Here is a 25,658-nt window from a genome sequence, read left to right on the forward strand (position 1 = left end):
GGGGCCGCGCCGGACCCGCGGGCGGACGTGCCCCGGCCCCACCACCGTTGCCACCGCCGGGACCACCTGGGCCACCGGGACCGGAACCACCAGGCCCGGAACCGCCGCCACCGCCAGGACCACCAGGGCCGCCGGGACCACCCGGTCCGCCAGGTCCACCGGGTCCACCGGGTCCGCCGGGTCCGGGTCGGCCGGGTCCACCCGGACCGCCGCGACCACCAGGACCACCGGGACCACCAGGAGGGGGACCGGCGGGCCCGGGCGGCGGAGCGCTGGGACGGCTCGGCGCGCCGGGCGCGCCGGGACCGGCAGGCCTACCGGGGGCACCGGGACCGGCAGGCCGCGCGGGCATGCCCGGGGGAGGCGTCGGGCGACCGGGCGCCGCGGGCGCGCCGGGACCCGTGGGACGTGCGGGGGCCCCCTGTCCTCCGTGTCGACCGGCGGGGGCCCCGGACCCCGCAGGTCTCGGCGGCTGGGCCGGAGGAGGCGTGCCGCCGTTCCCGCGCCGTGGAGGAGTGCTCACCGACATCCGCTCGATCTTTCCCCTCGTCACCTGTGTGCCCCGGCCGGACCCGATTCTGCCGAAGGTCTGGAACCGCCGTGCAACCGACGCCGGTAGGGCTATCCTGCGGAACCGTACCGCGATCGGGGAGCTGCAGAGGCGGAAATGCCATCTACACCGACTACCAAGTCACAGGTTCAGGCGTATCGGTTCGTGCTGCGCAGGATGCAGTCGGCGCTGGTCCGCAAGGACGCGGTGATGTTGCACGACCCGATGCGGACGCACAGCCGTGCGACCGTCGTGGGTGTGTGCCTCGCCGCACTCGGCCTGCTGGGCTTCCTCATCTGGGGGATCCTGTCGCCGAAACCGAAGGCGCCGGACGAGGACGGCATCGTCATCGGCAAGCCGTCCGGCCAGGTCTACGTGCTGATCGCCAAGCCGGACAAGAAGCTGATCCCGGTGTTCAACATGGCGTCGGCGCGGCTGCTGCTCATGGCGCAGAAGGACAAGGGCTCCGAGGGCGGTGACGCACAGGCGGCGGGGCAGCAGAGCGGTGGCCCGACGCCGCAGGTGGTCGCGCCGACCGTGGTCGACGACAACGAGCTTCGCGACATCCCGAAGGGCCGCAAGACGGGCATCGCGGACGGGCCGGACCTGCTGCCGAGCGCGGACCAGCGCATCGAATCCAGGTGGACGGTGTGCGACCAGTACATGCTCGACCGCACCCTCCCCGACCCGGCGAAGGAGAACAAGGTCGAGACCACGGTGATCGCCGGGGTCGACGAGCTCGGGCCGATGCTGAAGCAGAACGAGTCGCTGCTGGTGCGCGCGCCGAACGAGAAGACCTACCTCGTCTACCGCACACCGGGGACCGCGAACCTGCCCAACACCAGCGCCGTCCGCGCCGAGATCGACATCGAGGACGCGCGGGTGCGCGAGGCACTCGAACTGACCGGCATCGAGCCGCGGGTGATCACCACCGGCATGCTCAACGCGATCCCGGAGAAGGCGCGGCTGGCGAGCCCCACCATCAGGGGCCGCGACACCGACTCCAACGTCGACCTCGGCGACCCGGAGCTGCGCAAGGTCGGCTCGGTGTTCGAGGTCGAGCGCGCCGGGGACGTGACCAGGACCTACGTGGTGCTCAAGGACGGCATCGAGGAGGTCAAACGGTCCACCGCGAACCTCATCCGCTACTACCGGAACCTGGGCAACGCCCGCATCACCGCGGTCAACCCGGACCGGATCGCGGGCGTGCCGCAGCCGGACGAGATCGACGACACGACCTTCCCCGAGCGGGACACCGAGGTGCTCGACCCGGAGAACTTCCCCGTCGCCTGCCTCGCGTGGAGCTACTCCGGTGAGGGCGCGAACGCCGAGGAGTTCACCGCCGTGCACGTCGGCAAGCAGCTGCCGGGCATCAAGCTGGACTCCAAGGGCAAGCCGAAGACCGTCGCGATCTCCAGCCCGAACGCGGACGGCGTGCGGATCGACCACTTCTACATGCCACCGGGCCGCGGCGCGGTGGTGCGGCAGGCCACCTCCCCCGCGGACTTCGGCAGCGGGCAGATCACGCTGATCTCCGACCGGGGCGTGAAGTACGGCGTGCCCGACTCGAAAACCGCGGCGGGGCTGGGGCTCGACAACCAGAAACCCGCGCCACGCAACATAATCCAGCTGTTGCCGGACGGCGCGTCGTTGAGTGTCAAGGACGTGGAACAGAGCTACGACTCGACACCGTTCGGTCCGGGGCAGTACCCGCCACGAACCGAGGAGGCGCAGGGCGGCGGCTGATTCCCTTCGCAAAGTCCTCGTACCCGATGGTGACCTCGTTGCACAAGCACCCATGGGAACGACGGCGGGTCACCTATCGTCGGAGACCTGACGAAGGGGTGGACTTGTGACGGGGATCAAGTTCGACGCCGCGTGGGTCGGCGGGTACGCGCAACTCGCGGGCAACAGCGCGGACGCACTCGCCGAGGGTGTCAAGACGATGGCGATCGAGCCGCTCGACGAGGAGTCGTTCGGGCGGCTCGGCCGGACCGTCAAGACCACCCAGGCCTACGGGAAGGCCGCGCAGCTCCTGCGTGAGCAGCTCGCGAAGGCCGTCGAGGCGCTCTCCTCGGCGTCCGACGGGCTGGACAAGGTCACCGCCGGGTACGTCGACTCCGACGACGAGGGCGGCGTGACGATCCGGCGGGAGGAGCGGTGAGCGGAGCTTGCGGAGCGAACCATAGGACGCTGAGCGGAGCTCGCGGAGCGAACCACAAGACGCAGGGCGACCGCGAGCGGCGACACGGAGCCTGCGAGGGGGCGTCGTGAGCTACGAGGTCGTCGCCGCACCGGACGGCAGGGACGTCGAGAACCAGATCGCCACGCAGCTCGACTACCTGTCGAGGCTGGCGCGGCACCTCGGCATCGCCGACCCGGTGGAGGAGTACTTCGCGCCGGTCGTCGGCCGATGGAGCGACCTGCACGCGGAGGCCGAGCGCTGGCGGGTCGTCGGCGAGGGCACCGAGCAGGTGACGGAGGCGCTGGCCAAGCCGTTGGGTGGGCTGGACGCCGCGTGGGACGGCGCGGCCGCGCAGTCGTTCATCGCGTACATGCAGAAGGTCGGCCTGGCGGGCAACGACCTGGCGGACGCCATGATCGCGATGGCCGACGTGCTCGACAAGACCGCCGACGGCATCCGCGAGATCGTCGTCCAGCTGGCGACGGTGATGTCGGAGACGGCGGAGACCGCGTCGGAGGCCATGGCGCTGCCGGTGCAGGGCGACGACCGGACCCGTGAGTACCTGGACCTGATGCGCAGGCCCACGAAGGAGCTCTTCGAGGCGGTGCGGCAGATCCTCGAGGGTTTCGTGCAGCTCTGCGAGGGCGTCGACGGTTCCGACGCGTTCCAGGGCGTGGCGATGGCGCACACGTTCCCGGAGGACAACTGGTCGATGCCCGTTCCGCCGAAGTCGCCGACCGCGCCGCCTCCGGCCGAGCCGCCGGACACCGGTACGGACAAGGCAGGCGCGGGCGGCGGCGGTGGTGGCTTCGGCGGGGGCGTCGGTGCGGGTGGCGGCGCCTCGTCGGCGAACCCGCTCTCGCCGGGCAGCACAGTGGCGGGCGAACAGATCCCGAGGAGCGACGCCCCGGCGGCCGCCGCGGCGGCGGCGACCGAGGCCCCGAAGAACACCGGCCGCACCGGCATGGGCATGCCCATGATGCCGATGATGCCGATGGGCGCCCAAGGCCAGGGCGGCGACAGCGACCACAAGTCCCGCAGCCGCGTGGTCGGCAACCCCCAGGACATCTTCGGCAAACCAGCGAAAACCAGCACCCCGGTAATCGGCGCCGACGACGACTGACCCCGCGAGTCGCGCTCTCGAACACATCGAGTTGTGGGGGGGGGGGGGTTGTGGGGGTGGGCGGCAACCACCCACACGGTGTCGGTTTCGTGCAGATCTTCGTGTGCACGAAACCGACAACTCGGTATGCGTGGGAGCGCGACTCGCGGGGTGGGTTTTTTTAGCGGGCGCCTGCGGTGTCCGGGGACATGACGGGGCCCATGGCGATCAGGACTGTGATGACGACGAGCCAGGTCAGGACGAACGTCAGCATCCAGAAACGTGGGTTGGTGAGCATCTTCGACATGGGGAACCTCCCTCGGCACACATGGACGGGTGAGCTGGACGGCTGGGTGCTACCCAGCTACAGCCATCGGTTCTTCCGGAAGATGCGGTAGAGCACGAAGCAGGCCGCCACGATCACGCACATGACGAGCGGGTAGCCGAACCGCCAGTGCAGCTCGGGCATGTAGTCGAAGTTCATGCCGTACACGCCGACGCCCATGGTCGGCACGGCGATGATCGCCGCCCACGCGGTGATCTTGCGCATGTCCGTGTTCTGCTGCAGCGAGATCTTCGCGAGTGTCGCGTCGACCAGCGTGGTCAGCAGCTCGTCGAAGCTCGCGACGCGCTCGGACACGGTCGTGAGGTGGTCGTCGACGTCGCGGAAGTAGGACCTGACCTGCTCGGGCACCAGCGGCGTGTAGCCCTCCGCGAGCCGCCGCAGCGGCACCGCCAGCGGCATCACGGCGCGGCGCAGCTCGAGGATCTCCCGCTTCATCAGGTACATCTGCTCGGCGCCGATCGGGCTGCGGGGCGCGAACACGCTCGCCTCGATCACGTCGATGTCGTTCTCGAACGCCTCGCTCACCGCGAGGTAGGAGTCGACGATCCGGTCGGCGATGCCGTGCAGCACCGCGGCGGGCCCGATCCGCAGGCGGTCCGGCGCCGCCTCCAGCTCCTCACGCAGCTGCTGCAGCCCGGAATGCTTGCCGTGCCGCACGGTCACGATGAACTGCCTGCCGAGGAACGCCATGATCTCGCCGGTCTCGACGATCTCGTTCGCGGTGGTCGGCGACTCGTGCTCGATGTACCGGACGGTCTTGAGCACCATGAACAGCGTTTCTTCGTACCGGTCCAGCTTCGGCCGCTGGTGTGCGGTGACCGCGTCCTCCACGGCCAGCTCGTGCAGCCCGAACACCTCGGCGATGCCCTGCAACTGCTCCTGGCCGGGTTCGTACAGCCCGATCCACACGAACCCGTCGCGCCTGCGGCGGACCTCGGTGATCGCGTCGACCGGCGACCACGTGCCGGGGAGGCGCTCACCGTCGACGTACACACCGCAGTCGACGACGTGTGCCTGCTCCTCGGGCGGCACGGGGTGCTGCGGGCGCCGGTTGTTCCGGCCCCGCAGGTTGCCGAGCGAGGGAATGGCGGGCATGGTGACCTCCAGCTGGCAGACAGGACGGCACGCGCCACGAAGGCGCCGGAGCGTCCGGCCGGATCCAGCGGGAGACCTGCTGCCTTAGCGGGTGGCCCTTCCAGCGAGGACGCGGGTACTACTGCGACTTGGCACGCCGGAATGGTTATGCGGGTCGCTCACGCGTCCTCACCTCCTCAGGTCAAGCGGTGCGGGCTCACTCACACACCAGTTGTCGAGGGTACTCCACCTGTCAGACTGCCTGCGTCCGGTCATGACAAGGAGGTTCGCCGTGCAGTTCGGTCGGTACTACGAGGAGTTCGAGGTCGGTGCGGTCTACAAGCACTGGCCCGGCAAGACCGTGACCGAGTACGACGACCACCTGTTCTGCCTCCTCACGATGAACCACCACCCGCTCCACATGGACGCGAACTACGCCGAGAACACCACCGACTTCGGCAAGAACGTGGTGGTGGGCAACTACATCTACTCGCTGCTGCTCGGCATGTCCGTGCCCGACGTCTCCGGCAAGGCGATAGCGAACCTGGAGATCGAGTCGCTGCGGCACGTGAAGCCGACCTTCCACGGCGACACCATCTACGGCGAGACCGAGGTGCTGGACAAGACGCCGTCGAAGTCGAAGGACGACCGTGGCGTGGTCCACGTCGAGACCCGCGGCTACAAGCAGGACGGCACCGTGGTCTGCGTCTTCCGGCGCAAGGTGATGGTCCCGAAGCGCTCCTACGGTGAGGCACGGGGTGGCGAACAGCCCGGCCGGCCGGAGCCTGCGGCAAACTAGGGGCCATGAGCGCCGCGCTGGAGGCTGTACAGGATCGGTTGCGGCGTTTCGCCGACGAAGCCTCGGAAGTCTCGCCGTTGTACAGCCATCTGGCCGCGCACGCGGCCGATGACGACGACGTCGCGGGCCTGCTGACGGACGCGACGTCACCGGATCCGGCGCTGTTGCTCGCCGCGGTCCAGCGGGTGCTGCAGGCCGAACCGTTCCACGAGCTGACGAACTACTACCCGGCGCTCGGCGGCGCGTACGGGCCGGACGCGAGCCTGTGGCCGATGTTCCGGACGTTCGTGCTGGACCGGGCGGACCGGATCCGGGTGCTGGTCGCGAGCCGGGTGCCGCGCGGCAACGAGGTCGGCCGGGCCGCCCTGTTCTACCCGGCCGTCGCGTACGCGGCGCGCCAGGCGGGTGGTGGACCCGTCGGGCTGCTCGAGGTGAGCGCGTGCGCCGGCCTGCTGCTGGGCATGGACCTGTACTCGTACCGGTACCAGTCGGAGCAGTCCGGCCAGATCGTGGCGGGCCCCGGCCGCGCGGCCCTGGGGTTGCACTGTGCGCTGAAGTCCGATCCGGGGCAGAAGGGCCCGACGATCCCCAAGCGCCTGCTGGTGTCGGCGCGGATCGGGCTCGACGCCGATCCGGTGGACCTGGACGACGAGGACGAGTACGCGTGGCTCGAGGCCTGCGTGTGGCCGGACCAGCCGGACCGGCTGCGTCAGCTGGGCGCGGCGGCGACGGCACGCAGGAAAAAGCCGCCGACGATGGTCACCGGCGACATGGTGACCGATCTCGCCGCCGCGGCGGGGCGGATCCCGCTGGAGCTCCCTGTGGTCGTACTGACCAGCGACGCACTGCGACCGCACTCGGCCGAACGGGTGACCGCGTTCCGGTCCGCGGTCGCTGAGTTGGCCGCGGCTCGACCGGCGTACTGGGTGAGCCTGGAGGCGTACTCCGCCGGGCTGATCTCCGATCGTCCCGAGCTGGACACCGGCCAGGCGATCCTCGCGTGCACCGGCTGGGTGGCCGGGGAGGAACGGACGACTCCGCTGGCCCAGACGTCCTGGCACGGCGAGCGGATGTACTGGCTGACCTAGGGCGCGCTACCGGCGGGGCAGCACCTGCCACGCGGTCAACGTGGCCGCGAGCTGGTCGACCAGCAGGCCCCGCCGTTCGAGGTCGGTGAATGTGACCAGGTCCACCCACGCCACGTCGGAGGCGTCGTCACCTGCGCGAAGCCGCCCGCCGACGACCTCGGCGGCGTAATCGAAGATCACGTAGACGCCGCCTGGAGCGGGTCGCGATACGCTCCCGACCAGGGTGCCGGCCCGCACCCGCAGACCGGTCTCCTCGTGGATTTCGCGGGCGACGGCGGACGCGTCGTTCTCCCCGGGCTCCACGCGGCCACCGGGCAGCGACCACTGCCCTCGGCCTGGGTCGTTGGCCCGCTGGACCAGCAGCAACCGCCCGTCCGTGTCGTGCACGACCGCACCGACACACCGGATCATCGGACCGTCGGAGGCGTTCATGAACACCGAGCGTAGCCGTTGGACAGCGAGTTACCTGACCCTTGCCCCAAGAGCAGTACTACCCTCCCGTTCGGCCGCACCGTGCTGTAAAACTCTTTACAACGGTTTCCAATAACGCAAGATCAGCAACCCACCCCAAGGACACGGAGTAACACCCGGTGAAAGCCAAAAAGGTCCTGATTCTGTCTGGCGCGGCGTTGTTGGTGTTCTTCCTCGTCACCCAACCCGTCCAGTCGGCAGCACTCGTGACGTCCATCCTGAACACGCTGAAGGATGCCGCCGAAGCGGTGATCACGTTCGTGCGCTCGGTGTTCCAGACCTGATCCGAGTACCGTCGAACCATGTTCGCCCCACGGGATTCAGACGAGTACCTGCTTGACTCTGAACGTCGGGTCATCCGGGTGCGCCTGCACTGGGCATGCCTCGCCTGGGACATCTTCGAGACGGTCGCGCTGCTCGCGGTCGCGGTGATGGTGTCCTACCTGCTACCGCCGTCGATGTGGCTCGTCCAGAACATCCTGTGGTACGCGGCGCTGTTCGTGGTGCTCCGCTTCGCCTACAAGGTGATCTCCTGGTGGGTCGAGCGGATCGTGGTGACCGACAAGCGCATGATGATGACGACCGGCATCATCACCACGAAGGTGCTGATGATGCCGATCGGCAAGGTCACCGACCTCACCTACGAACGGCCGCTCATGGGCCGCATCCTCGGCTACGGGACGATGATCGTCGAGTCGGCCGGTCAGATCCAGGCGCTGAACCGCCTGGAGTACCTGCCGAAGGCGGAGCAGGTCTACGACGCGATCTCCGAGCTGGTCTTCGGTGACAAGGAAGCGCAGAAGGCCCGGTTCTCGATGATCAAGGCCCAGCGCCTGGCCAGGCGCAAGCCGATGGTGGGCTGAGCGTTCAATAGGGGTGTGACGATCGATCTGCACACCCACTCGACAGCGTCCGACGGCACCGACACCCCGGCCCAGCTCGTCGCGAACGCGGCCGCTGCCGGGTTGACCGCGCTGGCCATCACGGACCACGACACGACGGCCGGGTGGGACGAGGCGGTTTCCGCCCTCCCGCCCGGCCTTCGTCTCGTCCGGGGCACCGAGCTGTCGTGCGTGTCGCCGGACGGGCGCGGCGGTCACTGCACCGTGCACCTGCTGGCGTACCTCTTCGACCCGGAGTCGGAGGTCGTGGTCCGCGAGTACGCGCGGGCACGCGCCGAGCGGCGTGAGCGCCTCGCCAGGATCGCCGACCTGATGGCGACGGACGGGTTCCCCATTTCCGCCGCGTCGTTGCTCGAGTCGGTCCCGGAGACGGCCACCGCCGGCCGGCCGCACCTGGCGATGGCGTTGATGAGGGCGGGCGTCGTGTCGTCGGTGGACGAGGCGTTCGCGCGGTTCCTCAACGACCGGGGGCGGTACTACCTGCCGAGCTCGCGGACGCCGATCGAGGAGTCGATCGAGATGATCGAGCGGGCCGGTGGCGTGACGGTGCTCGCGCACGCCTTCGCCGTCCACCGCGGGCCGACGGTCACCGGCGAGGTGGTCAAGGAGCTGGCGGGGGTCGGGTTGAGCGGTGTCGAGGTCGACCACCCCGATCACGACGACGATGCCCGCAAGCGTTTGCGGGTGCTCGCCGACGAGCTGGGGTTGATCACCACCGGGTCGAGCGACTACCACGGGACCAACAAGGTGATCCGGCTCGGGCAGGAGACCACCCGGCCGGAGATGCTGGCGGAGATCGCCCGTCGTGCGACCGGGGTGCCGGTCGTTTCCGGGTGAGTCGTCCACGGGCGTGGTGCGCCGGGTTGGCGTGACCTGGGTCAATGCCGACCGGTCGCGGTGCGTGGATGTGCGCTGTGGCATGGCAGGCTGACCCGGTGCTGTTCGATGCCCGTCTGTTCGCCGAGGCGACGATCACCCTTGTCGTGATCATGGATCCGCCCGGCACCGTCCCCGTCTTCCTCAGTCTCGTCGGGCGGAAGGCACGGCAGGCGCGGGTGCGGGCGGCGCGGCAGGCGGTGCTCGTCTCGCTCGGCGTGATCAGCCTGTTCGCCGTCGGCGGGGAGGCGATCCTCTCCTACCTCGGCATCGGGATTCCCGCCATCCAGGGCGCCGGCGGGCTGCTGCTCCTGCTCATCGCGCTCGACCTGCTGACCGGGCGGGACACCACGCAGCCCAAGGAGGTCGACGACGTCAACGTCGCGCTCGTCCCCCTCGGCACGCCACTGCTCGCCGGACCAGGTGCCATCGCCGCGACCATCGTCTTCGTGCGGCACGCCGAGGGGGAGGCCGGGTCGTACCTCGCGCTGGCGCTCGCCATCGTCGCCGTGCACCTGATCCTGTGGCTGTGCCTGCGGTTCTCCGGTGCGCTGATTCGTGTCGTCAAGGACAGCGGGATCACGCTGCTGGCCAAGATCGCCGGTCTGCTCCTGGCCGCCATCGCGGTGCAGCTCATCGCCGACTCCGTGCAGGGGTTCGTGAGCGGCGCGTAGTCACTCCCCGCACGGTTCTGTCGGTGGTGTCCTCTACCGTGGCACCCGTGCAACTCGGGTTCGACGCCATGCCGCGCAGGCTCATCAAGGTCACCCCGTCCCGGCTCGCCACGTGGGTGGACTGCCCGCGCCGCTTCCGCATGGCCTACCTCGACCGGCCGACGCCCCCGCGGGGTGGCGCGTGGGCGCACAGCACGCTGGGTGCGGTGGTGCACAACGCTTTGCGCGCCTTCTTCGACCTGCCCGTCGCCAGGCGGACGCCCGAGGCCGCCGCGGCGCTCGTCGGTCAGCACTGGAGCGACGAGGGGTTCGCCGGGCCGACGCAGGCCGCCGAGTACCGAACGCGCGCGGCCGGCTGGGTCGCCGACTACGTGGCGGAGATCGACGTGTCGATCGAGCCGGTCGGGCTGGAGCGGTGGGTGTCCGCGCCCGTCGGCACGATCGTCGCCGAGGGGCGGGTGGACCGGATCGACGTGCGGGACGGTGAGGTCGTCATCGTCGACTACAAGACCGGGCGCTCGGCGCTGACCACGGACGACGCGCGTTCCTCGCAGGCGCTCGCGCTGTACGTGCTGGCCGCGCGGCGCACCCTGCGCAAGCCGTGCACGCGGGTGGAACTGCACCACCTGCCGTCCGGCACGGTCGCCGCCTGGGAGCACACGGAGGAGTCGCTCGCCCGGCACCGCACACGTGCGGAGGAGGCGGCCGAGGAGTTCCACCTCGCCACCGACACCCTCAACGCGGGCGGCGACGCGGACGTGCTGTTCCCGGCACAGGTCGGCCGCCAGTGCTCCTGGTGCGACTTCCGCCGCAGCTGTCCGGAGGGGCAGGCGGCGGGCCCCGCGGCCGAACCCTGGGCGATGCTGGTCCCGTGAGCTACAGTCGCCCGGACGTGTGGAGGTCCTGTGGACTACTCGAACGTGACCACGGCGGAGCTGCCTGTGGCCTTACGGTCTGAACCCGCGCCCCGGCACCGGGGTGGGCCATGGCGGGAGCTGTCCGGCGCGCTGGCGGTGGGCATGTCCGTGCTCGCCGTGGTCGTCGTCGTGTTCCAGGTGCTGGCGTTCGTCCGTGACATGCCGGGGCCCGGCGCCCTGACCGTCCTCGGGCACATCGTCGCCGCGCTGCTCGCCGTGTTCGTCCAGCGGTACGCCGACCGGCTCACCGGCTGGGCCGCCGCGCTGTCCGTGCTGGGTGTCGTGGCCGTGTCCGGCACCGCTCTGTGGTTGTTCTGGTGGGCCTAGCTACTCGGGCCACACCAGGTCGATGAACTCGCGCACCGACGCGTCCACCGCGTCGCGGTCGCCGGTGGCCAGCAGGTCCAGCAGCGCGCCCCTGGCGAACGCCAGCGTCATCCGCGCACGCGGCAGTGACAGGCCCGCGAACCGCGGCTCGTCCGCCAGCCACGACGTGACGATGCCGTCCAGCACCGGCACGAACGACTCCTGACCGGCGAGCGCCGCCCCGTACAGCTCGAAGAACAGTCGCTCGTACGGGGCCAGCGCCGGGTCGCTCAACCGCTGCCAGAACTCGATCGCCTGTTCCCGTGGCGATCGCGCCCCCAGCGACGCGAGTGCCGCCCGGGTCCGTTCCTCCACCGCGCGCACCACGTCGACGAGCAGCGCGTCCCGCGTGCCGAAGTGGTAGATCAGCATGCGGTGGCTCGTGCCGGCGCCCGTCGCGATCTGGCGCAGGCTGCGGTCACCCACGCCGGCGCCCGCCAGGTAGGTGATCACGCGGTCGAGAAGGTCCGCTCGCGACATGTACCAAATGGTACAGTCGCGCCATGAGACATGAGGTGACCACCACCGTCGACGCGCCGGCCGACCTCGTCTGGCGCACCGTCAAGGACGTCGAGAAGTGGCCGGAGTGGACGCCGACCATGATCGAGGTCGACCTCGACGGCGACGACCTGCGCAGCGGCAGCAGAGCCACCGTCCGCCAGCCGAAGCAGCCGGTGCGGACCTGGACCGTCACCGAGCTGACCGAGGGGCGCTCGTTCACGTGGACCAGCACCGGCCGCGGGCTGCGCATGTCCGCCGACCACGTGGTGACCGAGGAGAACGGCCGCACCTCGGTGCTGCTCACGTTCAGCGTGGCCGGGCCGCTGGCGCCGCTGGCGAACCTGCTCGCGGGCAAGCTCGTCCGCGAGGCCATCGCCACCGAGGCGGCGTCGCTCAAGAAGTGGTGCGAACGTACGTCCCGATGACCACGCCGGTGCCGGTCGTGACCGACTCGGTCAGTTCGAACTCGCCCGGCGGGAGCCGCAGGCGACGGCCGTGCCCGAGCGCGAGCGGGTAGGTCGACAGGACGTAGCGGTCGACGTGCGTGCCCAGCGAGGCGACCAGCTCACCGCTGCCCAGCACCACGAGGTCGCCGGTCAGCCGTGCCTTCAGCGCGGGCAGCGCGTCGAGCGACGGCAGCAGTGCCGAGTTCTCCCACGGCAGGTCGGTGAGCGTCGTCGACACCACGTACTTGGGCGCCGCGTTCAGCGCCGCGGTGAACGGGTTGCCGTCGGTCTGCTTCGGCCAGTAGCCGTGGAAGTCCTGGTAGGTGCGCCTGCCGAACAGCATCGCGGCCGAGGTGGCCATGCTCTTCCCGGCCTGCGCCATCGCGACGGAGTCCATGTACGGCGCGGCCCAGCCGCCCGCCGTGAACCCGTCGCGGCGGTCCTCGTCCGGCCTGCCCGGCGCCTGCATCACGCCGTCGAGCGTCACGTGCTCGAAAACGACCAGTTCCGCCATCGTGTACCTCCTGGGGATCGGTTTCGTCCCCTACACGAACGGCGGCGGCGCGGATCGACAGTCGCTACGCGGCGAGCCAGGACCGCCAGGTCGGCAGCAGCGTCGCGAGCAGCTCGTCCGGGTTCTCCGTGTTCGGCGAGTGGCGGGCCGCGGGGATCACCGCGAAGTCGGCGTCGAGCCGGTCGGCCATGTCGCGCTGCGTCGACACCGGCCACGCGTCGTCGAACTCGCCGCAGCACACCAGGCAGTGCGTGCCGGACGTGTGGAGCACGCGGGCGAGCGAGCTGACGAGGTCGGGCTCGGTGCGCAGCGCGCGGGCCTTGCCGAGCAGCGCCGCCGGGCGCGAACGCAGGAACCGGTCGCGCAGGAACGCCGTCAGCGCGGGGGTGCGGCCCGGCTGGGGCGGGGCCATGGCGTCGAGTTGCTCACGCATCGTGTAGGCGGCCTCGAGGCCGTGCTTGCGCATGGCGGGCTCGCCGACGTCCAGTGTCTGGCGGCGCAGGCCCTCCGGCAGCTCGCACGGGCCGCTGGCCATGAGCGTCAGGCCGGCGACCGGTGCGCCCGCGAGCACGGCGGCACGCGCGACCAGCCCGCCGAACGAGTGGCCGAGCAGCACGACCGGGCCGCCCTCGGCGGCGAGCTTGCCGACCAGTTCGGCGACGACGCTGCCGAGCGCGGCGGGCAGGTAGGCGTCCTCGTCATCCGGGCCCTCGGACTCGTTCTGCCCGGGCAGGTCGACGGCGACGGCCTCGAACCCCGCGGCGGCGATCGGGTCGAGCAGCGGCGCGAAGTCCTCTTTGGAGCCGGTGTAGCCGGGGAGCAGCAGGGCGGTCGGCTTGGGATCCGTCGCGTCGACCGCACGCCTGCGCAAAGCGGCGAGGCGGCCGTACCGACCGTGCAGATCCACGCGATCCGCCCCGTGCGGGCTCAACTGCGACGGAATGTTCACGTACCGAGTGTGCCTCACCACCACTCGCGGACGCGTGGAGTTGAGCCTGGACTTCGCTCACACCGCCACAACGCGCAGGTCCGGGCGGTTCAGCGGAGGGCGACCAGGGTGTCGCCGCGCTGTTCGTAGACCATCGGGCCCAGGGCGGACATGGTGACCTCGCCGTCGTGGCCACCGCGGTCGACGGGGGTCGTGGCGACCCGTTCGCCGGTCGCGGGGTTGAGGACCGCGATGCCGCCGGTCACCGGGACCAGGATCTTGCCCGCGAAGGCCGTGCCCGGTCCGAGCGCGTTCTCGACCGTCCACAGCGGACGCAGGTCGTCCATGGACAGGGCGATCGTGCGGGAGCCGGTGTGCCAGTACACGGCACCCGTCACCCGGTTCACCGACATCGTGTGGTCCGCCGGGTCGCCGCGCAGGTCGCCCGCGGCCAGCTCCAGCGGGTAGGAGCGGACCTGCTCGCCCTTCTCGTTCAGCAGCACGAGCCGGTTCGGGTCCGGCAGGGCCACCGCCGTGCACTGCTGCACCTCGTCCGGCTTCGCGGCGTCCAGGCGGCACTGCTCGCTCATCGCGACGACCTTGGCGCCCCGGCCCACGACCACGCTGGCCACGACCACCGGCTTCTCGGAGTCGTCCTCGCCGGTCGCCTTGTACACGGTCAGCCGGTCGCCGGGGTCGGTCGGGCACCGTTCGACGACCGCGATCTTGCCCGTGACCACCGAGACCGTGCCGTACTCGCAGCCGTTCCTCGGCTGCTTGTCCGGGTTCTGGATGGCACCGATCCGGCCGTACTCCATGGTCAGGACCAGGTCGGAGCGCCACGTCGTCAGCAGGGACGAGCCGGTCGTCGTGACGTACGTGCCGTCGGACAGCAGGCGGGTGCCCAGCTGGGCATCGGAGTTGCGGGTGCCCAGGTACGGGCTGTCGCGCTGCTCGTCGGGACGGGCGGGACGGCCGCGTTGACCGGTCTCCGGCCACAGCGCGGTGACCTCGCTGCACCCACCCGCCTTGCGCCGGTCGTCGTCGGGCAGCAGGTTGTCGGTCTTCGCGAACACGGCCAGCGCCAGCTGCCACGCCGACGACACCGTGCACAGCGGCAGGTCGCGGGAGTACCGCCAGCGGACCTCACCGGTCATCGGGTCGCGCCCGGCGACCTCGCCGCCCGTGTCCGTGTTGTCGCCGGTCACCACGGCCGGGCCGACGGTCACCGGCTCCGGTGTCGCGGACGACTTCGCCCGCCACACCTCGGCGAGCGACGGCGGGAAGGTCGTCGGCCGGGCGGGCGAGGTCATGGGGCTGTCCGCGGTCTCCGACGTGGTGGCGCGGAGGTCGCTGGACTGCCACAGCAGCAGCCCGCCGACCAGCGCCGCGACCCCGATGAGAGCGGCGACGAGGACGTCGCGCTTGCGGTGGAACCTGGTGCGTTCCGAACGCTCGACGGGCTCGTCCGTCGCGTCGAGCACGTCCTCGTCGCCAATCATGGTGGACTAGTCTGCCGAACCGCCTGTTTCGCCTGCGTTCGGCGTCTCGCTCACCGGCACCCCGCCCCGGCTGCGACGCCGACGCGTGCGGGCCGGTCGCTCCGACTTGGGCGCGGACGTGGCATCCTGCGTCTCCGCGGGCTGCTCGCCCTCGCCGCCACCACCGCCGCGACGACGGCGTCGGCGCTGCCTCGGCTCGCCGGCGCCCTCGCCGTTCTCCGTCGTCCGGGGTGTGTCGGACCCGCCTGCCGGGCGGCGCGAACGACGCCGGTTGCGGCCCTTCTTCTTGCCGCCCAGGTCCTCCTCCGGCTCCGCCGACAGGCCAGCGCGGGTCCGCTTGGCGAGCGGCAGCCGCCCGGTCGACCCCTCGGGGATGCCCAGGTCGGAGAACAGGTGCTCGGACGTCGAGTACGTCTCGACGGGCTCCGGCATGCCGAGGCCCAGCGTGTCGCTGATCAGCTTCCAGCGCGGCTCCTCGTCCCAGTCGACGAGCGTGATCGCCACGCCTTCGCGGCCCGCGCGGCCGGTGCGGCCGATGCGGTGCACGTAGGTGCCGTCGTCCTCGGGGCACTGGAAGTTGATGACGTGCGTGACGTCGTCGATGTCGATGCCCCGCGCCGCGACGTCGGTCGAGATGAGCACGTCGACCTTGCCGGAGCGGAACGCGCGCAGCGCCTGCTCACGCGCGCCCTGGCCGAGGTCACCGTGCACGGCGGCGACGGCGAAGCCGCGCTCCGCCAGGTCGTCGGCGACCTTCTGCGCGGTCCGCTTCGTGCGGCTGAAGATCATCGTCAGGCCGCGGCCCTCCGCCTGCAGTGCCCGCGCGACGACCTCGATCTTGTCGAGCGAGTGCGCCCGGTACACGAACTGGCGGGTGCGCTCGTGGATGGCGCCAGCGTCGTTCTCCTCGGCGCGGATGTGCGTCGGCTGGTTCAGGAACGTGCGGGCCAGCGTGATGATCGGGCCCGGCATGGTCGCCGAGAACAGCATCGTCTGCCGCTCGTCGGGCACCATGCGCAGGATCCGCTCGATGTCCGGCAGGAAGCCCAGGTCCAGCATGCGGTCGGCCTCGTCGAGCACCAGCGCGCGGACCTTGCCCAGCACCAGGTGGCGCTGTTCGGCCAGGTCGAGCAGCCGGCCCGGCGTGCCGACGACGATGTCGACGCCCTTGCGCAGCGCCGCGATCTGCGGCTCGTACGGACGGCCGCCGTAGATGGCCTCGACGCGAATGCCGAGGTGCTTGCCCGCGTCGGTCAGGTCGTGGGTGACCTGCAGGCACAGCTCGCGGGTCGGCACCACGATCAGCACCTGCGGGGTGCCGTCGCCCGGCGTGGTGATCCGGTTCAGCAGCGGCACACCGAAGCCCAGCGTCTTGCCGGTGCCCGTGCGGGCCTGCCCGATGACGTCCTCGCCGGCGAGTGCCAGCGGCAGAGTGAGTTCCTGGATCGCGAAGGTCCGCTCGATGCCGGCCTCGGAAAGGGCCTTGACGATCTCCGCCTTGACGCCGAACTCGGCGAACGTGGGGGAGTCGGGGCGGACGGGCGCATCGGCCTTCAGCGGATGCGACGTGTCGGTGTCGGGGACCCCTGCCTCGCTGTGGTCCAGCGTGACCGGGTCCAGGTCCTGTGTGTTCTGTTCAGTGATGTGATTTCTCCCTTGTCCAGCGCGCTCCGCCCTGGACGGGCCGCTCGACCGCACCGTGTGTCACGTGCGGGAGGGCCGGCGAGGCGCGCACACCCTCTGTACGCAGCCAATTTGACAGGCCGCATCCTCTCAAGTCTACCTGCGGGGGTCGGCGGATAGGCTGCAACCCGTGAGTGAGTCGCGCGACGGTGCCGCTGCGGGGGCCATCGATCCCGGTGTTGTTGACCTGCTCGGAGTGCTCGCGTACGGCGAGCTGTCCGCTTTCGACCGGCTCGCGGAAGACGCCAGGACCGCGCCGTCGATCGCCGGGCGCGCCGCGCTGTCGGCGATGGCCGCCGCGGAAATGGGGCACTACCAGCGGATCGAGCGGTACCTCGCCGGGCACGACATCGACGTGCAGGAGGCGATGCGGCCGTTCATCGGGCACTTCGACACCTGGCACGCGTCCACCGCGCCGCGGTCGTGGCTGGAATCACTCGTCAAGGCGTACGTCGGGGACGGGCTCGCCGCCGACCTCTACCGCGAGATCGCGTCCTGGCTCGACGAGGAGACCTCCGCGCTGGTGATGGAGGTCCTGGGTGACACGGGTCACTCCGCGTTCGCCGAGCGCGAAGTGACGGCGGCCATCGAACGCGACCGCACGGTGCGCGACCGGCTCACGCTGTGGGGGCGCCGACTGCTGGGTGAGGCACTCACGCAGGCCCAGTACGTGGTGGCTGAGCGGGACGGACTCGCCGAGCTGATCGTCACCGGCACCGGCGATCTCGCCGGAATCGCCGCGCTGTTCCGGCGGTTGCAACAGCAACACGGCAAGCGGATGACCGCGCTCGGTCTCGGCTAGCCTTGCACAGTCGTTCTAGCGGTCTATGGAGGTTCAGCGTGGAGGTCAAGATCGGAGTCGCGGACACCGCGCGGGAGCTGCTCATCAACAGCTCGCAGACTCCGGAAGAGGTGGAGTCGCTGGTGACCGACGCGTTGAAGGACTCCTCGGGGACTTTGACGCTCATCGACGACAAGGGGCGCCGCTACCTGGTCCCGTCCGGCCGCGTCGCGTACGTGGAGATCGGCTCGGCGGACGCGCGGAAGGTCGGCTTCGTCACCACCTGAGTGTGCTTCGCGACAGGGGCAGGGCCACGCCGGTCCTGCCCCTGTCGCGTGTTCAGCCCACGTCCGGGTGGGCCTCGGAGAGCTTGACGACCTTGTTCAGCTCGAGCGGCTTGTTCGGGTCGAGCGTGACTCCGTTGGCGCGGGTGAAGCCGTCGATCGCCGCCCAGATGATCTGCGTGAGGTACTCGACCACCGCGTCCCGGCTCATCGTGCGGCGTTCCAGCCACCACTCGCTGACGTTCTGGACCATGCCGACGATGCCGTGCGCCCACGGCTCGGCCGCGCCGGAGTCGAGGTTCATCGCCCGCAGGTAGTCGCCGAGCAGCGCCGACAGGGCCTGCGCGATCAGCTCCTTGTCCTCGGCGACGATGTCCTGCTCGACCGGCCGGTTCGCGAGCGAGCGGCGGACCAGCAGGCGGTACAGGTGCGGGTGCTCCTCGACGGTGGAGAAGAACGCGTCGAGGCTCTTGCGGATGCGCGGGACCGGCGCTTCCTCGTTGTTCAGCGCCGGGATGAGCCGGTCGAACAGGATCTCGGTGCCGCGGTGCCCCAGCGCGACGAACAGGTCGGCCTTGTCGGCGAAGTGTCGGTACAGGACGGGTTTCGTGACGCCTGCCTCGGCCGCGATGTGGTCCATGCCCACGTCCGGGCCGTGTTCGGCGAGCGCACGCATCGCCGCCTCGACGAACTCCGCTCGCCGTGCCGCCCGGTGGGAGCGCCAGCGGTCCCGCCTCGCGTCACCTGTCGCGCCGCCGGTTGTTTCTGGCATTTGGCCGAATCCACTCCTACGACTGCTGTTGCAGCGGGTAGCCGCCGCCGATGCCCTTCCAGGCGAGGGTGCTGATCAGCCCGACGGCCTCGTCCTTGGCCATGGTCCGCCCGTCGGCGAGCCACGACCGGGCCGCCACCTGGCTGATCCCGACCAGTCCGACCGCGAGCAGCCGCGCCCGCTCCTCGTCCAGTCCGGCGTCGGCGGTGATGGTCCTGGTGATGGCCTGCACGCACGCGTCCGTGCCGCGGTCGATGGCGGCCTGCACGACCGGCTCGCCGCGCAGGTCGGACTCGAAGACCAGCCGGTACGCCTGGCTCTCGCCGTCGACGAAGTCGAAGTACGCGCTCACCGCGTTGCGCACCCGGACCTTGTTGTCCGTGGTCGACTCCATCGCGTCGGTCACCCGCATGATCAGCTCGTCCACGTGGATCTCGAGCAGCGCGAGGTACAGCTCCAGCTTCCCGGGGAAGTGCTGGTAGAGCACCGGCTTGGACACGCCCGCGCGCTCGGCGATCTCGTCCATGGCCGCCGCGTGGTAGCCGTTCGCCGCGAAGACGTCCTGTGCGGCGGCCAGCAACTGGGCGCGCCGGGCAGTGCGCGGCAACCGCGCGGCCCGGTTCGCCTGGCCGGCCACACCGTGCTGAATCGTCTCCGACATGCGCCCCTCCACGTCCATCGCCAGCCGGGGTTGCCGACCCGTGGCCACGACCTTACTCGTCGGTAATGCAAGTCCGGGAGAGTCATGGACACTGGATGCGTGAGCACCAGCACCGAACCCCGCCCGCCGGTCACGTTCGTCCCGCTGTCCGACGCGGTCCTGCCCGCCGTCGACATGTCGATCCCGCCGTGGCCGGGGGAGGACCGGACGACGGGCGGCGTCCGCATGCACGTCCGGATCACCGAGGGGCCCTCCGACGCCCCGACCGCGGTCTACGTGCACGGACTCGGCGGTTCGGCGACGAACTGGACCGACCTCGCCGCCCAGCTGTCCACGCGGGTGCCCGGCGTCGCCGTCGACCTGCCGGGATTCGGCCGCACCGAGCCGCCGGACGGGTTCGACTACTCGATCCCGGCGCACGCCGACGCGGTCGCGCGCTTCATCCGCGGCCTCGACGTCGGCCCGGTGCACCTGTTCGGCAACTCGATGGGCGGCGCGATCTCGATGAACGTCGCCGCCGACCACCCCGAACTGGTCCGCACGCTGACGCTGGTGTCGCCCGCGGTGCCGGACCTGCGGCCGCTGGTCTCCCGGATGTCCGACCCCCGGCTCGCGCTGGCCTACCTGCCGCTGATCGGCGCGCCCGTGCGGCGCAGGCTCGCGGCGGTGCCCGTGGAACAGCGGGTGCTGCAGCTGCTCGAGCTGGTGTTCGCGGACGCCACGCGGGTGCCGCAGTCCCGCAAGGACGAGGCGGCGGGGGAGTTCGCGGAGCGGGCGCGGATGGTGTGGGCCAACCCGGCGCTGGCCCGCAGCACGATCGGGTTGTTCCGGTCGTGGCTGGTGCCGAAGTCGAAGTCGATGTGGACGCTCGCGCCCCGGATCACGGCGCCGACGCTGGTCGTGTGGGGTTCCGACGACAAGCTCGTGACGGTGCGCAAGGCCCCGCGCACCGCCCGTCTCATCCCGAGGGGCCGTCTGCTGGTGCTGCCGAGGACCGGTCACGTCGCGCAGATGGAACGTCCGGGCACGGTCGCCCGCGCGGTGCTGGGCATGTGGGAGCAGGTCGCGGCCGGCGACTGGTGAGCGTGTCGCGCTTCACCCGGACGTGCCACGCAGATCAGCGGGGGAATCGAGGTGTGGCACCCTGGATCCGTGACGAAGCGGGTCCATGACCGGTACCGCGCTGGTGAGCGCCGCACGTCTGCGGAGCCTCTCGCGGCGTCGTGGCGACCCAGCGGGAAATCGGGGAAGAAGGCACACCGGAAGAAGGGTGGCCTGTTCACGACGTACGGCTGGCGCGTGTACGCCGTGCCGGTGCTGGTGGCGATCACCGCGCTCGTGGTGATCCAGACCGCCGGGGACGGCGGCGATGACGTGGGGGCCGCCGAGGACGCCGCCGCCCAGACCGCCGGCCCGCAGACCACCGGTGACGAGCAGCCCTCCGGTCCCGGGGTCAGCGAGAAGCCCGCCAAGCCGCAGGACCTGAAGATCCCGACCGCGGACCTGCCGCCCGGCGCGTCCTTCCCACAGAGCGGCAAGGGCACCTGGACCATCCTGCCCGGCACGACGAAGCGGGTCGGCACCGGCGAACCGTTCACGTACACGATCGAGATCGAGGACGGCATCGACCTCGCGCCCTACGGCGGCATCGACTCGTTCGGCAGGCTCGTCGACACCACGCTCGCCGACCCGCGCGGCTGGACGTCGACCGGGCAGGTGTCCGTGCAGCGGGTCGACGGCGACACCGAACCGGACATCCGCATCAGCCTGAGCACGCCGAACACCGTGCACCGGCCGGACTACTGCGGCTACTCGATCAAGTACGAGTCGTCGTGCTGGCGGCGCAGCGAGAAGCGCGTGATGATCAACCTGGCCCGCTGGGTGCGCGGCGCGCTCGCGTTCAGCGGCGACATCGGCTCGTACCGCGAGTACGCCATCAACCACGAGATCGGGCACGCCTTCGGCAACGGCCACGTCGGCTGCGCCAAGGAGGGCGACCTCGCGCCGGTGATGATGCAGCAGACCTTCGGCACGAACAACGACTTCGTGGCGCGCCTGAACGACCAGGTCGGCAACTCCGACCCGGTGCAGGCGGACGGCAAGACGTGCCGCGCCAACCAGTGGCCCAACCCGCAGGGCCAGCCGCCGAGCTGACGAATCCCGCGATGTGGGAGGCGCGGAAGAGCGGGTGGGACGATCGCGTTGACTGTAGGGAGACTTGGAGTCATCCAGTCACGCGTCGAGGAGGAACCCATGGCAAGCGGTTTGCCACCGCTGGTGGAACCGGCCGCCGAGCTGACCAAGGACGAGGTCGCCCGCTACAGCCGCCACCTGATCATCCCGGACGTCGGGGTCGACGGGCAGAAACGGCTCAAGAACGCGAAGGTCCTGGTCGTCGGCGCGGGCGGGCTGGGCAGCCCCGCGCTGCTGTACCTGGCCGCGGCCGGTGTCGGCACGCTGGGCGTGATCGACTTCGACGTGGTGGACGAGTCGAACCTGCAGCGGCAGGTCATCCACGGCGTCTCGGACGTCGGGAAGCCGAAGGCCGTCTCGGCCAAGGAGTCGATCACCGAGATCAACCCGTTCGTCGACGTCATCCTCCACCAGGAGCAGCTGACCAGCGACAACGCGCTCGACATCTTCCGGCCCTACGACCTGATCCTGGACGGCACGGACAACTTCGCGACCCGTTACCTCGTCAACGACGCGGCCGTGCTGCTCGGCAAGCCGTACGTCTGGGGCTCGATCTTCCGCTTCGAGGGCCAGGTCAGCGTGTTCTGGGAGGACGCGCCGAACGGCCAGGGCCTGAACTACCGCGACCTCTACCCCGAGCCGCCGCCGCCCGGCATGGTGCCGTCGTGCGCGGAGGGCGGGGTGCTCGGCGTGCTCTGCGCGTCGATCGGCTCGGTCATGGTCACCGAGGCGATCAAGCTGATCACCGGAATCGGTGAACCGCTGCTCGGTCGGCTGATGGTCTACGACGCGCTGGAGATGTCGTACCGGACCATCAAGATCCGCAAGGACCCGGAGTCGAAGCCCGTCGAGGGCCTCATCGACTACGAGGCGTTCTGCGGTGTCGTGTCCGACGACGCGCAGCAGGCGGCCGCGAACTCCACGATCACGCCGCGTGAGCTGAAGGAGAAGTTCGACCGGGGCGACAACTTCGCGCTGATCGACGTCCGTGAGCCGCACGAGTACGAGATCGTGAAGATCGAAGGGTCCACGCTGATCCCGAAGGACGAGATCCTGTCCGGCGCGGCGCTCGCGTCGTTGCCGCAGGACAAGCCGATCGTCCTGCACTGCAAGTCCGGGGCCCGGTCCGCGGAGGCGCTCGCCGCCCTGCACAAGGCCGGTTTCAAGGACGCCGTGCACGTGGGTGGCGGTGTGCTCGGCTGGGCACGCGACGTGGACACCAGCCTGCCGACGTACTGATCCGCTGGTCCATTCGGGTCAGCGACGCGCACGGCGGGCTGACCTGCACGACGCTCGGTGGTTCGGCGGGGTAGCGTGCCTGGACGTGACTGCGTCCCCACCTGCCCCGCCGCCCCAGCACGTGCGTGCTGCCTTCGGCGCGAAGGACAGCGTGCCGGAACTGGTCGGCACCGGCCCCCTGTGGCGTTGCGACGACATCGCGTTGCGACCGGTGACGAACCCGGCCGAGGCGTCGTGGGTCGCGCAGACGTTGACCGACCTGCACGTGCCCGACCTGCGCATCGGCCGCCCGCTGCGGTCGAGCGACGGCCGGTACGTCGTCGGCGGGTGGATCGCCTTCCGCCACATCGAGGGCCGCCCGGAGCCGCGGTACGACGAGGTCGTGGCCGCCTCGCTGCGGCTGCACAAGGCGACCGCGGACCTGCCGGTGCCGCGGTTCCTGTCGTTGCGGGCCGACGTGTTCGCGATGGCCGACCGCGCCGCCTCCGGTGAGGAGGAGGCGCCGCTGAACCCGTCGCTCGGCGGGCGCCAGTTCGCCGTCATCTCCGGCGCCCGCAAGCCGTTGTCGCTGCGCCCGCAGGTGGTGCACGGCGACCTGTTCGGCAACGTCCTGTTCGCCGGGGACGCCGCACCCGGCATCGTCGACTTCGCCGCGTTCCACCGCCCCGCCGAATGGGCCGCGGCGGTGGTGGTCGTGGACGCGCTCGCCTGGGGCGGCGCGGACGAGGGCCTGCCGAAGCGGTGGTCGCACCTGGCGGAATGGCCGCAGGCGTTGCTGCACGCCCTGCTGTTCCGGCTCGCGGTGCACGCACTGCACCCGCACTCGACGGAGCAGTCGATGCGCGGCCTGGAGCGGGCCGCGCGGCAGATCACCACGTTGTAGCGACCGGGCCGAACAGCGTCCACAGGTACAGCACCAGGGTTTCCAGGTGGCCGTCGAGCAGCACGAACCCGACGAGCACCGCGATGGCCGTGAGCGCCGCGGCCGCCACGGTCATCCGCTTCGGCTTCGCCAGCAGGCCCGCGACCAGCGCGAACGGCAGCCCGCCGCAGGTGTAGGCCAGGACCAGCTGTGCGGTGTGGGAGAAGTTCGCCTCGAAGGTCACCGCGGCCGCGTAGCCCCAGCCGGCGAGCCCGCCACCCGCGACGAGGATCGTCCAGAGCAGCACGCCCCGGCCACCGCCGCGAAGCCAGCTCGCGTGCTGGGTGCGCCAGCCGATCGCGAGCAGGGCACCGCCGAGGGCGAACAGGAGCACGGCGAGCGTGAAGCGCGCCGGGCCGGACAGCAGTGCCAGCGGGAGGAACGGCAGCCCGCGCGCGTTGGCGGTGAACAGGACCGCGATGGCGCCCGTGACCGCGGAGCCGGCCAGCCACGTCAGCCCGAGCTGTCGCCACATGACCGGGCACTGTACTGGCCGGAGGCGGCGTACCGTTCCGTACCGGGAGGCCCGACATGCCAGCGATCACCGCGGACACACTGACCCTGCCCCGACTCACCGTGCCGGCGGCCCCGGCGTGGCGAGAGCCGTACAAGGTGGTGACGGCGCAGAGGTTCCTGGAGGGCGAGGGTTTCCAGGTGCGGCGGCCGTTCCCCGGTGCGGACCTGGCGCTCGCGGACCCGTTCCTGCTGCTGGACCACATGGGCGCCGTCGAGTACGGCCCCGGCGAGGCGAAGGGTGCCCCGTGGCACCCGCACCGCGGCTTCGAGACCGTGACGTACATGATCGACGGCGCGTTCCAGCACACCGACTCCATCGGCGGCGGCGGCCTCATCACCGACGGCGCCACGCAGTGGATGACGGCCGGTGCGGGGATCCTCCACAACGAGATGCCGCCGCAGGAGATGGTCGCGCGCGGCGGTCTGTTCCACGGTGTGCAGCTGTGGGTCAACCTGCCTCGCGCGCTGAAGATGACCACGCCGCGCTACCAGGACATCCACGCCACCGACGCGGTACTGCTGTCGAGCGACGACGGTGGTGCCCTGGTGCGCGTGATCGCCGGTGCGGTGGACGGCCACGACGGTCCGGGCGTGACGCACTCGCCGATCACGTACCTGCACGCGACGGTCAGCCCGGGCGCGCGGCTGGCGATGCCGTGGCCCGCGGACTACAACGCGCTGGTGTACGTGCTGTCCGGCCGCGGCGAGGCCGGGTCCGACCGGCGTCCGCTGGAGGAGGGGCAGCTGGCCGTGTTCGGTCCGGGGGACGCGCTGTCGGTCCAGGCGTCGCCGTCGCAGCCGGCCGGCTCGGCGGCGTGGGAGGTCCTGGTGCTGGGCGGCGCCCCGATCAACGAGCCGGTCGCCCGCTACGGCCCGTTCGTGATGAACACGCGCGAGGAGATCGTCCAGGCGTTCGAGGACTTCCAGGCGGGTCGCCTGGGCCAGATCCCGGCGGAGCACCTGGCACACCGCACCTCGGCGGACGACGCACTGTGACCGAGGCCCGGCATCCTGCCTGACCTGCGAGGGCCGGGTTGTCCACAGGTGCTTCGGTTGTCCACAGCTGACCGCTCGCGCCCTGGTTCCGTCGGTGGGTACCGGTAGACTGGCATGGCGGGTGGCCCCCGGGATCGGGTGGGGGTTGAGGTTACGTACTGGGCGGCGAATTTTCGCGATTTTCGCTGGTCAGGGGTGTTGTTCCGGTGCTTGACGCCCAGTGCGGGAGTCTGGTCGCGTGCGGCCACATGACCTCAAGCGGGCTTCACCCGTCAGGCGACCCAGTGCCCGGTCGGTGGGTGGGGTGGGTTCGCCCTTGAACCGGCGGGACCAGCGCGCTACCAAGCGCGCCAGTCGGATTTCCGATTCC

The 25,658-nt window shown here is 70.7% G+C and carries 30 protein-coding genes; 19 read left to right on the top strand and 11 right to left on the bottom strand.

Features of this window, described 5'->3' with window-relative positions; genetic code table 11:
* Positions 1-667: 667 nt before the first annotated feature.
* The 3 genes from eccB (at position 668) to ACIBVP_RS29265 (ending at position 3,858) form a co-directional block, all read left to right on the top strand.
* A complete protein-coding gene (gene eccB, locus ACIBVP_RS29255) occupies positions 668-2,296 on the top strand; it encodes a type VII secretion protein EccB (RefSeq protein ID WP_396109555.1) in 1,629 nt (542 codons plus the stop codon).
* Positions 2,297-2,402: 106 nt separating this feature from the next.
* A complete protein-coding gene (locus ACIBVP_RS29260) occupies positions 2,403-2,714 on the top strand; it encodes a hypothetical protein (RefSeq protein ID WP_396109556.1) in 312 nt (103 codons plus the stop codon).
* Positions 2,715-2,820: 106 nt separating this feature from the next.
* Positions 2,821-3,858 carry a WXG100 family type VII secretion target gene (locus ACIBVP_RS29265; protein WP_396109557.1) on the top strand — a complete coding sequence of 346 codons (1,038 nt, stop codon included), beginning with the start codon at positions 2,821-2,823 and terminating at the stop codon, positions 3,856-3,858.
* Between the two features lie 160 nt (positions 3,859-4,018).
* Here the strand turns inward: ACIBVP_RS29265 and ACIBVP_RS29270 are convergent, their stop codons facing one another.
* Both ACIBVP_RS29270 and ACIBVP_RS29275 read right to left on the bottom strand, forming a co-directional pair.
* Positions 4,019-4,144, bottom strand: a complete 126-nt coding sequence (locus tag ACIBVP_RS29270; RefSeq protein ID WP_396109558.1) for a hypothetical protein — start codon at positions 4,142-4,144, stop codon at positions 4,019-4,021.
* A 57-nt stretch (positions 4,145-4,201) separates the two neighbouring features.
* Entirely contained in the window at positions 4,202-5,278 is a 1,077-nt protein-coding gene (locus ACIBVP_RS29275; protein WP_396109559.1) for a magnesium and cobalt transport protein CorA, read from the bottom strand.
* A 253-nt stretch (positions 5,279-5,531) separates the two neighbouring features.
* On the opposite strand from ACIBVP_RS29275, the gene ACIBVP_RS29280 reads away from it, so the two are divergent.
* Together ACIBVP_RS29280 and ACIBVP_RS29285 are read left to right on the top strand one after the other, a co-directional pair.
* The gene (locus tag ACIBVP_RS29280) at positions 5,532-6,056 is read left to right on the top strand and encodes a MaoC family dehydratase (protein ID WP_396109560.1); all 525 of its coding nucleotides are present in this window, start codon (positions 5,532-5,534) and stop codon (positions 6,054-6,056) included.
* A 5-nt stretch (positions 6,057-6,061) separates the two neighbouring features.
* The gene (locus ACIBVP_RS29285) at positions 6,062-7,144 is read left to right on the top strand and encodes a DUF2332 domain-containing protein (protein WP_396109561.1); all 1,083 of its coding nucleotides are present in this window, start codon (positions 6,062-6,064) and stop codon (positions 7,142-7,144) included.
* Between the two features lie 6 nt (positions 7,145-7,150).
* Here ACIBVP_RS29285 and ACIBVP_RS29290 read toward each other — a convergent pair whose 3' ends face one another.
* Positions 7,151-7,576, bottom strand: a complete 426-nt coding sequence (locus ACIBVP_RS29290; RefSeq protein WP_396109562.1) for an NUDIX hydrolase — start codon at positions 7,574-7,576, stop codon at positions 7,151-7,153.
* Between the two features lie 158 nt (positions 7,577-7,734).
* Between ACIBVP_RS29290 and ACIBVP_RS29295 the strand changes: the two genes are divergently transcribed.
* The 6 genes from ACIBVP_RS29295 to ACIBVP_RS29320 all read left to right on the top strand — a co-directional run bounded on the left by ACIBVP_RS29295 (position 7,735) and on the right by ACIBVP_RS29320 (position 11,311).
* On the top strand, positions 7,735-7,899 hold the full coding sequence (locus ACIBVP_RS29295; RefSeq protein ID WP_396109563.1) for a hypothetical protein: 165 nt from the start codon (positions 7,735-7,737) through the stop codon (positions 7,897-7,899).
* Positions 7,900-7,917: 18 nt separating this feature from the next.
* Positions 7,918-8,478, top strand: a complete 561-nt coding sequence (locus ACIBVP_RS29300) for a PH domain-containing protein (protein ID WP_396109564.1) — start codon at positions 7,918-7,920, stop codon at positions 8,476-8,478.
* A gap of 15 nt (positions 8,479-8,493) precedes the next feature.
* Positions 8,494-9,354, top strand: coding sequence for a PHP domain-containing protein (locus ACIBVP_RS29305; RefSeq protein ID WP_396109565.1), 861 nt, complete (start codon positions 8,494-8,496; stop codon positions 9,352-9,354).
* 77 nt (positions 9,355-9,431) lie between these two features.
* The gene (locus ACIBVP_RS29310) at positions 9,432-10,067 is read left to right on the top strand and encodes a MarC family protein (RefSeq protein ID WP_396109566.1); all 636 of its coding nucleotides are present in this window, start codon (positions 9,432-9,434) and stop codon (positions 10,065-10,067) included.
* A 68-nt stretch (positions 10,068-10,135) separates the two neighbouring features.
* The gene (locus ACIBVP_RS29315) at positions 10,136-10,942 is read left to right on the top strand and encodes a RecB family exonuclease (protein WP_396109673.1); all 807 of its coding nucleotides are present in this window, start codon (positions 10,136-10,138) and stop codon (positions 10,940-10,942) included.
* Positions 10,943-11,008: 66 nt separating this feature from the next.
* Positions 11,009-11,311 (top strand): hypothetical protein, encoded by a 303-nt coding sequence (locus tag ACIBVP_RS29320; protein WP_396109567.1) that lies wholly within the window; start codon positions 11,009-11,011, stop codon positions 11,309-11,311.
* Here ACIBVP_RS29320 and ACIBVP_RS29325 read toward each other — a convergent pair whose 3' ends face one another.
* Positions 11,312-11,830 carry a TetR/AcrR family transcriptional regulator gene (locus ACIBVP_RS29325; protein WP_396109568.1) on the bottom strand — a complete coding sequence of 173 codons (519 nt, stop codon included), beginning with the start codon at positions 11,828-11,830 and terminating at the stop codon, positions 11,312-11,314.
* A 23-nt stretch (positions 11,831-11,853) separates the two neighbouring features.
* Here ACIBVP_RS29325 and ACIBVP_RS29330 point away from each other — a divergent pair, with 23 nt between their 5' ends.
* Positions 11,854-12,276 (top strand): SRPBCC family protein, encoded by a 423-nt coding sequence (locus tag ACIBVP_RS29330; protein ID WP_396109569.1) that lies wholly within the window; start codon positions 11,854-11,856, stop codon positions 12,274-12,276.
* On the opposite strand, the gene ACIBVP_RS29335 is transcribed toward ACIBVP_RS29330, so the two are convergent.
* The 4 genes from ACIBVP_RS29335 to ACIBVP_RS29350 all read right to left on the bottom strand — a co-directional run bounded on the left by ACIBVP_RS29335 (position 12,245) and on the right by ACIBVP_RS29350 (position 16,885).
* The gene (locus ACIBVP_RS29335) at positions 12,245-12,811 is read right to left on the bottom strand and encodes a dihydrofolate reductase family protein (protein WP_396109570.1); all 567 of its coding nucleotides are present in this window, start codon (positions 12,809-12,811) and stop codon (positions 12,245-12,247) included. The two genes, ACIBVP_RS29330 and ACIBVP_RS29335, sit on opposite strands and share 32 nt — an antisense overlap.
* Positions 12,812-12,875: 64 nt before the next feature.
* Positions 12,876-13,718: an alpha/beta fold hydrolase gene (locus ACIBVP_RS29340; protein ID WP_396109571.1), complete on the bottom strand. Its 843-nt coding sequence runs from the start codon at positions 13,716-13,718 to the stop codon at positions 12,876-12,878.
* Between the two features lie 131 nt (positions 13,719-13,849).
* A complete protein-coding gene (locus tag ACIBVP_RS29345) occupies positions 13,850-15,241 on the bottom strand; it encodes a hypothetical protein (RefSeq protein ID WP_396109572.1) in 1,392 nt (463 codons plus the stop codon).
* Positions 15,242-15,247: 6 nt separating this feature from the next.
* Positions 15,248-16,885 carry a DEAD/DEAH box helicase gene (locus ACIBVP_RS29350; RefSeq protein WP_396109674.1) on the bottom strand — a complete coding sequence of 546 codons (1,638 nt, stop codon included), beginning with the start codon at positions 16,883-16,885 and terminating at the stop codon, positions 15,248-15,250.
* Between the two features lie 169 nt (positions 16,886-17,054).
* Between ACIBVP_RS29350 and ACIBVP_RS29355 the strand changes: the two genes are divergently transcribed.
* Both ACIBVP_RS29355 and ACIBVP_RS29360 read left to right on the top strand, forming a co-directional pair.
* Positions 17,055-17,726: a ferritin-like fold-containing protein gene (locus ACIBVP_RS29355; protein ID WP_396109573.1), complete on the top strand. Its 672-nt coding sequence runs from the start codon at positions 17,055-17,057 to the stop codon at positions 17,724-17,726.
* Between the two features lie 38 nt (positions 17,727-17,764).
* Positions 17,765-17,992 (top strand): DUF3107 domain-containing protein, encoded by a 228-nt coding sequence (locus ACIBVP_RS29360; protein ID WP_396109574.1) that lies wholly within the window; start codon positions 17,765-17,767, stop codon positions 17,990-17,992.
* A 52-nt stretch (positions 17,993-18,044) separates the two neighbouring features.
* Here ACIBVP_RS29360 and ACIBVP_RS29365 read toward each other — a convergent pair whose 3' ends face one another.
* Both ACIBVP_RS29365 and ACIBVP_RS29370 read right to left on the bottom strand, forming a co-directional pair.
* Positions 18,045-18,761, bottom strand: a complete 717-nt coding sequence (locus ACIBVP_RS29365; RefSeq protein WP_396109575.1) for a TetR/AcrR family transcriptional regulator — start codon at positions 18,759-18,761, stop codon at positions 18,045-18,047.
* Between the two features lie 16 nt (positions 18,762-18,777).
* Positions 18,778-19,422 (bottom strand): TetR/AcrR family transcriptional regulator, encoded by a 645-nt coding sequence (locus ACIBVP_RS29370; protein ID WP_396109576.1) that lies wholly within the window; start codon positions 19,420-19,422, stop codon positions 18,778-18,780.
* An 84-nt stretch (positions 19,423-19,506) separates the two neighbouring features.
* On the opposite strand from ACIBVP_RS29370, the gene ACIBVP_RS29375 reads away from it, so the two are divergent.
* The 4 genes from ACIBVP_RS29375 (at position 19,507) to ACIBVP_RS29390 (ending at position 23,737) form a co-directional block, all read left to right on the top strand.
* Positions 19,507-20,505: an alpha/beta fold hydrolase gene (locus ACIBVP_RS29375; protein WP_396109577.1), complete on the top strand. Its 999-nt coding sequence runs from the start codon at positions 19,507-19,509 to the stop codon at positions 20,503-20,505.
* Between the two features lie 69 nt (positions 20,506-20,574).
* Entirely contained in the window at positions 20,575-21,576 is a 1,002-nt protein-coding gene (locus ACIBVP_RS29380; protein ID WP_396109578.1) for a DUF3152 domain-containing protein, read from the top strand.
* Between the two features lie 99 nt (positions 21,577-21,675).
* The gene (gene moeZ, locus ACIBVP_RS29385) at positions 21,676-22,854 is read left to right on the top strand and encodes an adenylyltransferase/sulfurtransferase MoeZ (protein WP_396109579.1); all 1,179 of its coding nucleotides are present in this window, start codon (positions 21,676-21,678) and stop codon (positions 22,852-22,854) included.
* An 85-nt stretch (positions 22,855-22,939) separates the two neighbouring features.
* The gene (locus ACIBVP_RS29390) at positions 22,940-23,737 is read left to right on the top strand and encodes a TIGR02569 family protein (RefSeq protein ID WP_396109580.1); all 798 of its coding nucleotides are present in this window, start codon (positions 22,940-22,942) and stop codon (positions 23,735-23,737) included.
* Here ACIBVP_RS29390 and ACIBVP_RS29395 read toward each other — a convergent pair.
* The gene (locus ACIBVP_RS29395) at positions 23,724-24,251 is read right to left on the bottom strand and encodes a hypothetical protein (protein ID WP_396109581.1); all 528 of its coding nucleotides are present in this window, start codon (positions 24,249-24,251) and stop codon (positions 23,724-23,726) included. The two genes, ACIBVP_RS29390 and ACIBVP_RS29395, sit on opposite strands and share 14 nt — an antisense overlap.
* Before the next feature lie 56 nt (positions 24,252-24,307).
* On the opposite strand from ACIBVP_RS29395, the gene ACIBVP_RS29400 reads away from it, so the two are divergent.
* Positions 24,308-25,288, top strand: a complete 981-nt coding sequence (locus ACIBVP_RS29400; RefSeq protein ID WP_396109582.1) for a pirin family protein — start codon at positions 24,308-24,310, stop codon at positions 25,286-25,288.
* Positions 25,289-25,658: the final 370 nt, after the last annotated feature.

Origin of the sequence: Actinophytocola sp. NPDC049390 (genome assembly GCF_044466355.1) — a bacterium.
Taxonomy (GTDB): domain Bacteria; phylum Actinomycetota; class Actinomycetes; order Mycobacteriales; family Pseudonocardiaceae; genus Actinophytocola.